Annotated in this window: 4 protein-coding genes and 3 pseudogenes; 1 reads left to right on the plus strand and 6 read right to left on the minus strand. The window is 62.0% G+C overall.

Annotated elements, in window-relative coordinates; translation table 11 throughout:
* Window positions 1-67 precede the first annotated feature (67 nt).
* From relA to BZ163_RS01265, 6 genes and pseudogenes are all read right to left on the minus strand, one after another.
* Complete coding sequence (gene relA / locus BZ163_RS01240; RefSeq protein WP_128869480.1) at window positions 68-2311, minus strand: GTP diphosphokinase; 2244 nt, start codon at window positions 2309-2311, stop codon at window positions 68-70.
* Between the two features lie 123 nt (window positions 2312-2434).
* Entirely contained in the window at window positions 2435-3787 is a 1353-nt protein-coding gene (gene rlmD / locus BZ163_RS01245; protein WP_128869481.1) for a 23S rRNA (uracil(1939)-C(5))-methyltransferase RlmD, read from the minus strand.
* Window positions 3787-4689: a cysteine synthase CysM gene (gene cysM / locus BZ163_RS01250; protein WP_128869483.1), complete on the minus strand. Its 903-nt coding sequence runs from the start codon at window positions 4687-4689 to the stop codon at window positions 3787-3789. Before cysM ends, rlmD begins: the two co-directional genes overlap by 1 nt.
* Window positions 4690-4818: 129 nt before the next feature.
* A pseudogene (locus BZ163_RS01255) lies at window positions 4819-5508 on the minus strand (PDDEXK nuclease domain-containing protein); the annotation flags it as partial.
* Between the two features lie 140 nt (window positions 5509-5648).
* Window positions 5649-7072, minus strand: a pseudogene (locus BZ163_RS01260) (histidine kinase sensor domain-containing protein).
* Window positions 7059-7781 carry a response regulator transcription factor gene (locus tag BZ163_RS01265; protein ID WP_128869482.1) on the minus strand — a complete coding sequence of 241 codons (723 nt, stop codon included), beginning with the start codon at window positions 7779-7781 and terminating at the stop codon, window positions 7059-7061. The pseudogene BZ163_RS01260 and the gene BZ163_RS01265 overlap by 14 nt, the downstream one beginning before the upstream one ends.
* Window positions 7782-7995: 214 nt before the next feature.
* Here BZ163_RS01265 and BZ163_RS01270 point away from each other — a divergent pair.
* Window positions 7996-10747 (plus strand): annotated as a pseudogene (locus BZ163_RS01270) (response regulator).
* The last annotated feature ends 83 nt before the right edge of the window (window positions 10748-10830 follow it).

Below are 10830 nucleotides of genomic sequence, written 5' to 3' on the forward strand. Positions count from 1 at the left end.
CCTCAAGCCATGCGCTGGCCGGCAAGGACGCCTTCGCCGGCAAGCCGGCTCCTACAGGGAGGGATGGTCATGGCGTGCGGTTACGCCGGGTTTCGATGATGTTCGGCAACTGGGAAATCCGTCCCAGCAACCGCCCCAGCGCATCCAGCCCCGGAATCTCGATGGTCAGGGACATCAACGCGGTGTTGTCCTCCTTGTTCGAGCGGGTGTTGACCGCCAGCACGTTGATCCGCTCGTTGAGCAGCACTTGCGAAACGTCACGCAGCAAGCCGGACCGGTCGTAGGCCCGGATGATGATGTCCACCGGGTAGGTGAGCACCGGCACCGGCCCCCAGCTGACCTGGATGATCCGCTCAGGCTCGCGCCCGCCCAATTGCAAGACCGAGGCGCAGTCCTGACGGTGAATGCTCACACCGCGGCCCACGGTGATGTAACCGACGATCGCATCCCCCGGCAGCGGCTGGCAGCAGCCGGCCATTTGCGTCATCAGGTTGCCGACGCCCTGGATCTGGATATCGCCGCGCTTGCCCGGTTTGTAGCCGGTGGCCTTGCGCGGGATGAGTTCAAGCTGTTCGTTGCCGCGTTCCGGCTCCACCAGCTGCTGTGCCAGGTTGACCAGTTGCGCCAGGCGCAAGTCGCCCGCACCCAGCGCGGCGTACATGTCCTCGGCCGTCTTCATGTTGGCCTTCTCGGCCAGCTTGTCGAAGTCCACCGCGGGCAGGCCCAGGCGACTGAGCTCACGCTCGAGCAAGGTTTTACCGGCGGCGACGTTCTGATCCCGCGCCTGCAGCTTGAACCAGTGAACGATCTTCGCCCGTGCCCGCGAGGTGGTGATGTAACCCAGGTTCGGGTTCAGCCAGTCGCGACTCGGCGTGCCGTGCTTGCTGGTGATGATTTCGACCTGTTCACCGGTTTGCAGGCTGTAGTTGAGCGGTACGATCCGTCCGTTGATCTTCGCGCCGCGACAGTTGTGACCGATCTCGGTGTGCACCCGGTAGGCGAAGTCCAGTGGCGTCGCGCCTTTCGGCAAATCGATGGCGTGACCGTCCGGGGTGAAGATGTAGACCCGGTCCGGTTCGATATCGACCCGTAGCTGGTCGGCCAGACCGCCAATATCGCCCAGCTCTTCATGCCACTCGAGGACCTGACGCAGCCAGGAGATTTTCTCTTCGTAGTGGTTGGAGCCGGATTTGACGTCGGTGCCCTTGTAGCGCCAGTGCGCGCAGACGCCCAGCTCCGCCTCTTCGTGCATCGCGTGGGTGCGGATCTGCACTTCCAGCACCTTGCCCTCGGGCCCGATCACCGCGGTGTGCAGCGAGCGGTAGCCGTTCTCCTTGGGGTTGGCGATGTAGTCGTCGAATTCCTTCGGGATGTGCCGCCACAATGTGTGGACGATGCCGAGTGCGGTGTAGCAGTCGCGCATTTCCGGCACCAGCACACGAACGGCGCGCACGTCATAGATCTGGCTGAACTCCAGACCCTTGCGCTGCATTTTGCGCCAGATCGAATAGATGTGCTTGGCCCGGCCGCTGATATCGGCATCGACACCGGTGGCCTGCAATTCGACTTTCAACTGGTTCATCACATCGGCGATGAACCGCTCGCGATCCAGGCGCCGCTCGTGGAGCAGCTTGGCGATCTGCTTGTACTGGTCGGGCTCGAGGTAACGGAAGGACAAGTCCTCCAGCTCCCACTTGATGTGACCGATACCGAGACGGTGAGCCAGGGGCGCGTAGATGTCGAAGACTTCACGGGCCACGCGGTTGCGCTTCTCGTCGTCGGCGGTTTTCACCGCACGGATCGCGCAGGTGCGTTCGGCCAGCTTGATCAGCGCGACGCGTACGTCGTCGACCATGGCCACCAGCATCTTGCGCAGGTTTTCCACCTGGCCCTGGGTGCCCAGCACCAGGGATTGACGGGGGCTGAGGCTGGCGCTGATCGCCGCCATGCGCAATACACCGTCGATGAGTTTGGCGACCACCGGACCGAAGCGCTGGCTCACCGCCGGCAGTTCGATCTGGCCTTCGCGCACGCCGCGGTACAAGACCGCGGCAACCAACGAATCCTGATCGAGTTTGAGGTCGGCGAGGATCTCGGCGATCTCAAGACCGGTGCGGAAACTCGAGGTCCCTTCGGACCAGAGGTTTTTCGCCGCATTGGCTTGTTGTTCAGAGGTGCGAGCGAACTCGCACGCTTCCTTCAAGGCTTCGCGATCCAGTGCCAGATCGACACTGACCGCGTGATCGAGCCAAGCCTCGAGATTGATACTGCCGTCGGTGTTGATCGGCTGGTGTGCTCTCACCTGTACCATCTTGCTTACCTTCCCTACGACGCAGATTCAATGCGTCAAAATCGCTGACCTTCGTTGCCCATGAGCCCACGTCGGGCTGGTGCGCGGCTGCACGGGCGGGCCAGTCGGACCAGACGAGCCTTCCTAGCTCGCTTCAAATAACGCCATGGCCTCGACATGTGCCGTTTGAGGAAACATATCGAGAATCCCGGCACGTTTTAACCGGTAGCCCTGCTTGATCAATTCGACCGTGTCACGCGCCAGAGTTGCAGGGTTGCATGACACATACACCAACCGTTCGGCGCCCAACGACTTGAGCTTGCGCACGACCTCGAAAGCGCCGTCACGGGGTGGGTCCAAGAGTACCGCACAAAAGCCTTCGCGCGCCCATTCGGCATCGGTCAAAGGCTGGGATAAATCGGCCTGAAAAAATTTCGTATTATGCAGATTGTTGCTAGCGGCGTTGGCGGCGGCCCGCTCGACCATCGCCTGCACACCTTCCACCGCCACCACTTCGCGAACGGCCCTGGCCAGCGGCAAGGCAAAATTGCCCAGACCGCAGAACAGATCGAGCACCCGCTCATCGGCCTTGAGCTGCAGCCAATCCAGCGCCTGGGCGACCATCGCTTCGTTGACCCCGGCGTTGACCTGAATGAAATCTCCGGGCCGGTACGCCAAGTTTAAATCCCAGGTTTCCAAACGATAGCCCAGGGACTGGTCGGGTTCGACCGGATGCGGTTCGCCATCACCGTGCAACCACAATTGAGCGGCATGGAAGGCGCAGAAATCCTTGAGGATCGTCATGTCGGCGTCGGACAACGGCGCCATGTGTCGCAGCAACACGGCCAGTGACGAACCGCTGAACAATTCGACGTGCCCCAACGCCTGAGGCTTGCTCAAGCGCCGGAGCATTTCCGGCAAGCGGGTCATGATTGGCTGCAAGGGCTGTACCAGCACCGGACATTCGTTGATCGCAACGATGTCCTGGCTGCCCGCCGCGCGAAAACCGACCTCGAGTTTTTTCGCCTTCATGTCCCAACGCACCGCCACCCGGGCGCGACGGCGGTAGCCGAATTCCGGACCGCTCAACGGCGCCGCCCACTCTTGGGGTTCGACACCGGCGACCTTCGATAACTGTTCGGCGAGCATGCGTTGCTTCAGGGCGAGTTGTTCGTCATGCGACAGATGTTGCACGCTGCAACCGCCACAGCGACCGGCATGGGGGCACGGTGCCGGACGACGCAATTCGCTGGCCTGGAACACGCGTTCGGTGCGCGCTTCGACCACTTTGCCGTGGGCGCCGAGAACGCGCGCCTCGATGTCTTCACCGGCCAATGCGCCGATGACGAACCAGGTGCGACCTTCGAAAAACGCGATGCCGCGACCGTCATTGGCCAGGCGCTCGATTGTCAGGCGCTGCTTTTTGCCGGTCGGGATTTGCACGGCCTTGCTGCCGCCGGTGGGTTGGAAGCGCAGGCCTCTCTCTTGCTTGGCCATCAGTTGGGCGCGTCGAAAATGCCGGTCGACAGGTAACGGTCGCCACGGTCACAGATGATCGCGACGATCACCGCGTTTTCAACTTCTTTGGACAGGCGCAGCATCGCCGCCACGGCACCGCCCGAGGACACGCCACAGAAGATGCCTTCTTCGCGGGCCAGGCGACGGGTTACGTCTTCGGCTTCGCTTTGGGCCATGTCGACGATCCGGTCCACGCGGTCGGCCTGGTAGATCTTCGGCAGGTATTCCTGCGGCCAGCGACGGATACCCGGAATCGCCGAACCTTCCATCGGTTGCAGACCGATGATCTGCACGTTGTCGTTCTGCTCTTTCAAGTAGCGCGAAACACCCATGATGGTGCCGGTGGTGCCCATCGAACTGACGAAATGGGTGATGGTGCCGTCGGTCTGACGCCAGATTTCCGGGCCGGTGGTGGTGTAGTGCGCCTCGGGGTTGTCCCCGTTGGCGAACTGATCCAGCACCTTGCCGCAGCCTTCGGCTTCCATGCGCTGTGCGAGGTCGCGCGCGCCTTCCATGCCTTCTTCCTGCGTGACCAGAATCAGCTCGGCGCCATAGGCGGTCATGGCGGCCTTGCGCTCGGCGCTGGAGTTGTCCGGCATGATCAGGATCATCTTGTAACCCTTGATCGCGGCGGCCATCGCCAGGGCGATCCCGGTGTTGCCCGAGGTCGCCTCGATCAGCGTATCGCCGACGTGGATCTGCCCGCGCAATTCGGCGCGGGTGATCATCGACAGCGCCGGACGGTCCTTGACCGAACCCGCCGGGTTGTTCCCTTCGAGCTTGAGCAAAAGGGTGTTGCTGGTGGCGCCGGGCAGGCGCTGCAAACGGACCAGCGGAGTGTTGCCGACGCAATCGGCGATGGTTGGGTACTGCAAGGTCATGGCGTAATTCGCAATCCAGACTGCGGGGGCGCCTATCATACCGGCAAACGTTCGCAGGCCATATCACGCAAAGTACGGTGCTTATGGCTTATGGGAATAAGCCGCTTATTCAGTACCCTCCCCCTGTGCGATATCGAGGGCGAAATCACGCCCACCGACTTGGAGCGGGTATTGGGAGCCGACAAAGCAGAAGTCTCGGCCCAGTTCGACTAGGAACTCTTGGAGACGCGCCAGCAATCCCAGATGAAGATCAGTTTCGGCGTGGCCGCCGGGCAGACCGAGAAACTCGATCATGTAGGCATCGCGGAATACTTCCAGCGCCTCAGGATGAGTTTGTCTCAGCACTGCAGAGACTTTTGCCGGTTGGGTAATGCTGCGCTCGAACAGAGCGGCTTTGAGCTGACGCTCCAATTCGCGCGTCGACCACTTTTCCTGGACAGCCAGACGCAGATAAAACTCACGTTCTTGTGGATGTTTGCTCTGGGTCAAAATGAGCAGGTTGTGGGTCCAGGGTAATTGTGTCAGCAGCGCTGACACTTTTTCATCGCCCCGATAAGCCTCGTAAAATTGGCGCATACGGAACAGATTTCGCCGGGTAAAACCACGCAACCCTGGTTGCGTCAGAGCCAGATGCTCAGCCAACTGGCTGACCACCGCATCACCCCACTCAGCCCGTTCCAGCTTGCGACTGACGTAAGCACCGACCTGCCAGTACAGTTCGATCAACCTGGTGTTGACCGCCTGAACGGCCTGCTGCCTGGCACTGTGAATCAGCGCAAGCACTTCACTGAAGCGGTCGTCGACTGTGCCGGGTGGCATTCGCACTCATGAAAAACCAAAGCGAATACCAGCCGAATTTAAGGTTGCAGGGTTCCCCTGCAACATAGAATCTCCCACAGGGATTAAAGTCGCTCATACAATGTGTGACTACATCCCATCCCACAGGGGATCCGAGGCGATCACACAAGGTATGGCCGACATCCATCCACTGTGGGAGCGGGCTTGCTCGCGAAGGCGTCCTCACTGACACCACCGACATCAGCCAATAACCGCATATTCAGCCGCAACCCCACACTGGTATTCTCCGCCCAAAGCCTCCCGCCCTGGCGCTGCACCGCATTCCTGGCAATGCTCAACCCCAAGCCGAATCCACCATTCCCCGGCCGCGAACCATCGAGTCGAATGAACGGCGAGAAGATCCGCTCCAGGTCTGCCTCAGCGACCCCGCCGCCCTCATCCTCCAGCCACAAATGCCAGAAATCGCCATCACGCCGTCCGTCCAGACGCACGACGCCGCCTTCGGGTGAATGACGAATGGCATTGCGCAGGATATTTTCCAGCGCCTGAGCCAAGGTATTGAGATTGCCGCGCACCCAGCAGGATGAATCCACCGCACACTGCAACTGGCCTGCAGGCCAGCCACTTTCATAGCAAGCATTTTCGGTGAGCATTTCCCACAGCGCCTGGATCTGGATCGCTTCGTCGGGCAAAGGCGCGCGCTCGGTGTCGAGCCACGCCAATTGCAGGGCGTCCTCCACCAGCCGCTGCATCCCGTCGACTTCCCGGCCAATGCGCTCGCGCAATTGCGTCAGCCCCTGCTCGCTCTCGCTGGCCACCCGCAGTCGCTCAGTGGCGTGCGCAGCTCGTGGGACAGATCACGCAGCAATTGCTGTTGCAGGGCCACTGTGCCTTGCAGGCGTTCGGACATGTGATCGAAGGCTCGGCCCAGCTCACCCAGCTCATCGGAACGGTTGGTGGTACGGCGCGACAACCGCACGCCCAACTGGTCGGCGCGCCAGGCATTGGCCTGCTCGCGCAGACTGTTCAATGGCACGACCAGCAACCGATACAGCACGATGCACAGCACCAAGGTGAACAGGCCAGGGATGACGCCGTTGGTGATCACCCGCCAGAACACCCGATAACGCCCGGGCACAAAGCGCTGCGGCAACTCGATCACCAGGCTGCCGGCGGACGAATCGCCGGGAAACGGCACCCGCAGCCACGGCCGGCCTTTTTTATGGATGGGCCAGTCCAGGCCGCGCAGAAAGGTCAGGCGCTGGATGTCCTTGTCCGATAGCGGCAGGCTGCTCAACGACTGCAAATCACTGCCAATGACGCCCACCCAGCCCGATTCGCGTTGTTGCATGCCCTGCAACCATGCATCGACACCCGCGTGCTGCCCCTGCTGCCACGCCTGCTCGGCCTCGGCGGCATAGCGCGTCAAGGTCCCTCGGGCGTCATCCGACAGAAACTGGTTGCGCTTTTCCATGTAGCGGCCCCAGGACCAGCTCAACCAGATCATCAGCAAGCAGAACGCCACCAGCAAAAAGGCCAGTTTCCAGAACAGCGAATGGCGGCCCGGCAGATCAGGCCATTTCATCGCCGGCACTCAGAACATAACCCTTGCCCCACACCGTGCGCACTTCCCGCTCGGTGTAGCCGATAACCTTGAGCTTGCGGCGGATCTGGCTGATGTGCATGTCGAGGCTGCGGTCATGGGCGGCGTAACCGCGTTGCAGTACCTGCTGATAAAGGAAGGCCTTGCTCAGCACCTCATCGCCATTGCGGTTCAGTGTTTCCAGCAATCGATACTCGCTGCGGGTCAGGCCGGCAGCCTGGGCGCCGTAAAAGACCTCAAACAGTTCATCATCGAACCGCAGGCCGTCCGCCAAGGGGACGACCGGTGCAGGCGCCGGCCGCCGGTCGAGCGCCACCCGCCGCAGGATCGCTTCGATGCGCACCCGCAACTCCGCCATGCTGAACGGCTTGGGCAAATAATCATCGGCGCCCAGGCGAAAGCCGCTGATGCGATCCGCCTCGGCCCCGAGCGCGGACATCAGCACCACCGGGGTCGAATGGCTCTGGCGCAATTGCGTCAGCACGTTCAACCCGTCCATGCCCGGCAGCAGAATGTCCATCAGCACCACATCGAAGGCTTGCTGGCGGGCAATGGCCAGGCCTTCCTGACCGTTCTGGCACCAGGTCACCTGAAACCCGCAGCGTCCCAGGTGCTCATGAACATAGGCACCGAGCACGAGGTCGTCTTCGATGGAAAGGATGCGCGGATGGCCAACAGAGATGGGAGTCATGAGTATCTGCAAATAATTCTCAGTTGACGATTATTCAAGATTGCCTCGCCAGGGGCAACCCAAGGTTTGCCCGTGAGGCAAAAGCAGGCCTGCGGCCGACGAATGACGGCATCAATTTTACCGGATGACCGGCGAGCAAAATCGCTACACTGCGCAGGTGGTGCGTGCCAGACGCACGTGCAGGCCATTGATTAGCGGGATGCAGGAGAGAGGCGTGCTCAAGAAACTGGGAATTAAAGGCCGCGTGCTGTTGCTGACCCTGTTGCCGACCAGCCTGATGGCGTTGGTACTGGGTGGCTACTTTACCTGGATGCAGCAGTCCGACCTGCAAGCCCAACTCATGCAGCGTGGCGAAATGATCGCCGAACAGCTGGCGCCCCTGGTGGCCCCGGCCCTGGGTCACCACAACAACGAACTGCTGGAGCGCATCGCCACCCAGTCACTGGAGCAGCCGGACGTTCGCGCGGTCACCTTCCTCGCGCCCGACCGCACGCTACTGGCCCATGCCGGCCCGCTCATGCTCAATCCTGCCCCCATGGGCGATGGCTCGCAGATGCTGCATCGCAGCGGCAACGATGCGACTCGCTACCTGTTGCCGGTATTTGGCAAGCACCGCAATCTGGCCGGCGACCTGATCCCCGATGAAGCCGACCGCCTGCTCGGCTGGGTGGAACTCGAGCTGTCCCACAACGGCATGCTGCTGCGCGGTTACCGCAGCCTGTTCGCCAGCCTGCTGCTGATCGGCGCGGGCCTGGGATGCGGCGCTGCTGGCGTTGCGCATGGGCCGCACCATCAACCGGCCGCTGAGCCAGATCAAGCAAGCCGTGACGCAACTCAAGGACGGGCATCTGGAAACCCGCCTGCCGCCCCTCGGCAGCCAGGAGCTGGATGAACTGGCGTCCGGCATCAACCGCATGGCCGGCACCCTGCAAAACGCCCAGGAAGAATTGCAGCACAGCATCGACCAGGCCACCGAAGACGTGCGCCAGAATCTGGAAACCATTGAAATCCAGAACATCGAGCTCGACCTGGCGCGCAAGGAAGCCCTGGAAGCCAGCCGTATCAAATCCGAATTCCTGGCCAACATGAGCCATGAAATCCGCACCCCGCTCAACGGCATACTCGGCTTCACACATCTGCTGCAAAAAAGCGAGCTGACCCCGCGCCAGCTCGACTACCTGGGCACCATCGAAAAGTCCGCCGACAGCCTGCTGGGGATCATCAACGAGATCCTCGACTTTTCCAAGATCGAGGCCGGCAAGCTGGTGCTCGACCATATTCCGTTCAATCTGCGCGACTTGTTGCAGGACACCCTGACCATCCTCGCCCCGGCCGCCCACGCCAAACAGCTGGAGCTGGTGAGCCTGGTGTATCGCGACACGCCGCTGTCGCTGGTGGGTGATCCGCTGCGGCTCAAGCAGATCCTCACCAACCTGGTCAGCAACGCGATCAAATTCACTCGCGAAGGCACCATCGTCGCCCGGGCCATGCTCGAAGAAGAGCATGAGGACAGCGTGCAGCTGCGCATCAGCATCCAGGACACCGGCATCGGCCTGTCGAACCAGGACGTGCGCGCACTGTTCCAGGCGTTCAGCCAGGCCGACAACTCGCTGTCCCGACAGCCGGGCGGCACCGGTCTTGGCCTGGTGATTTCCAAGCGCTTGATCGAACAGATGGGCGGCGAGATCGGGGTCGACAGCACGCCGGGCGAAGGTTCGGAGTTCTGGATCAGCCTGAGCTTGCCGAAAACCCGCGACGACGCCGAAGACCTGCCGGGGCCGCCGCTGCTGGGACGCCGGGTGGCGGTGCTGGAAAACCACGAATTGGCCCGGCAGGCGTTACAGCATCAACTGGAGGACTGCGGGCTCGAAGTCACCCCGTACAATACCCTGGAAAGCCTGACCAACGGCGTGACCGGCGCGCATCAGACCGATCAGGCGATTGACCTGGCCGTACTGGGCATCACCAGCAACGACATGCCGCCGGAGCGCCTCAACCAGCACATCTGGGACCTCGAACACCTGGGCTGCAAGGTGTTGGTGCTGTGCCCGACCACCGAACAGACGCTGTTCCATCTCTCGGTTCCCAACCCCCACAGCCAGCTCCAGGCCAAACCGGCCTGCACCCGCAAACTGCGCCGGGCCCTGTCTGACCTGGTCAACCCGCGCCAGTTGCGTAGCGAGCCGGGCGAACCGGTGTCCAGCCGTGCGCCGAAGGTGCTGTGTGTCGATGACAACCCGGCCAACCTGTTACTGGTGCAGACCCTGCTCGAAGACATGGGCGCCAAGGTGCTTGCGGTGGAAAGCGGTTACGCCGCGGTCAAGGCGGTGCAGAGCGAGACCTTCGACCTGGTGCTGATGGACGTGCAAATGCCAGGCATGGACGGGCGCCAGAGCACCGAAGCGATACGTCAGTGGGAAAGCGAACGCCATTGCACGCCGCTGCCGATCGTGGCCCTCACCGCGCACGCCATGGCCAACGAAAAACGCGCCCTGCTGCAAAGCGGCATGGACGATTACCTGACCAAACCGATCAGTGAACGGCAACTGGCGCAGGTGGTATTGAAGTGGACCGGCCTGGCGCTGCGCAATCATGGGCCGGAGCGTTCCAGCGACAGCCATGGCGGCAACCATGAGTTGCAGGTGCTCGATCACGAAGAAGGTTTACGCCTGGCCGCCGGCAAGGCTGATCTGGCGGCGGACATGCTGGCGATGTTGCTGGCGTCATTGGAAGCGGACCGCGAAGCCATTCGCTGCGCTCGGGAAACCAATGACCAGAACGCCCTGATCGAGCGCGTTCATCGTCTGCACGGTGCGACCCGCTATTGCGGCGTGCCGCAACTGCGCGCCGCCTGCCAGCGCAGTGAAACCCTGCTCAAGCAACAGGACCCGAAAGCCCCCCGCGCGCTGGAAGAACTGGACCGGGCGATCAACCGCCTGGCCGCCCATGCCCGTATAAATGCTTGAACTGGCCTGTGTAGGAGCTGGCTTGCCAGCGAAGGCGGCGTGTCAGGCAACATCGATGCTGGATGTGCCGGCCCCTTCGCTGG

The sequence above is a fragment of the Pseudomonas sp. VI4.1 genome (assembly GCF_002029345.1).
Lineage (GTDB): Bacteria > Pseudomonadota > Gammaproteobacteria > Pseudomonadales > Pseudomonadaceae > Aquipseudomonas.